Genomic DNA, 834 nt, shown 5'->3' on the forward strand with positions numbered 1-834 from the left:
TCTTACATTCTTTTATTGATTCCAATAGGGATGAAATCCTGCGAATACACGAGCTTGCGTGAGGAAATTAAATCAAATCGAGGGAGCTCAATGGGTAGAAAAATAAAATCTTATTTTCCACTATCTTTTACATAACCAAAGGAGATTTTCTGAGGTAAATCCGTACCTCCTAGCCGTTTATGTGCTTCAAGTATACTTGGAACGTTTTCTTTGGTTAGAATGATACCACTTAATGTATTATTGATAATCTTTATTTCATCTTCACTACAAATAGACAATCCGCTTGTAGAAATTTTTAGTGGTTTTCCCAGATGCCTTGATAACACAGAAATCAATTGTTGTTGTTCCTCATCAGTTAGCCTTTCATATAGAGATATAATTTTTTCAACAGACTCGCTCATAAAAAACTCCTCCCGTTAAGTATTATTTCATCCACTTATTTCCATATAAACATTACATTATCCTGCCCGTTCAAAAGGCCGCCGATTTACCGGCAGCCTTGTTTTGACGTTTATTGAGCTATCGTTTCTCGTTAGAATTCCTGTGGAACGAATAATCTGGAGTTTGCATAAAAAAGAGCGCCTCTGTACGATGGGAGTACGTAACGGGTCTACAGCCCTTAAAATCCCACATCAGGAGGTCGCTCTACTAAGTACGACAGGTGCCCAATGAGAAACACAAGCGTGCCGCATGAAGTAACAAGTTATTTTTCTTCACCGGAATCCAAATCTCCCCAGTAACATATCCTGCCGTTCCATAATACATTTCGAAGCTAGGGCCTTCAACCTGTTCGTATTCCGCTGTCGGAAACCATTCGGAATAAATCCGTCCCCA

General features: G+C 39.2%; 2 protein-coding genes. Both read right to left on the minus strand.

All coding sequences use genetic code 11. The features are described from left to right. Positions 1 to 110: 110 nt before the first annotated feature. Complete coding sequence (locus tag GC102_RS31595; protein WP_171693030.1) at positions 111 to 401, minus strand: hypothetical protein; 291 nt, start codon at positions 399 to 401, stop codon at positions 111 to 113. Positions 402 to 648: 247 nt separating this feature from the next. Next, a partial coding sequence (locus GC102_RS31600; RefSeq protein ID WP_171693031.1) for a GyrI-like domain-containing protein occupies positions 649 to 834 on the minus strand: 186 nt, incomplete at its 5' end.

It is taken from the genome of Paenibacillus germinis, assembly GCF_013141785.1.
Classification (GTDB): Bacteria; Bacillota; Bacilli; order Paenibacillales; family NBRC-103111; genus Paenibacillus_E; species Paenibacillus_E phytorum.

Coding starts and splice junctions, on each gene's coding strand:
- GC102_RS31595 (WP_171693030.1), bottom strand. CDS start 401: ATGAGCGAGTCTGTTGAAAAAATTATATCTCTATATGAAAGGCTAACT.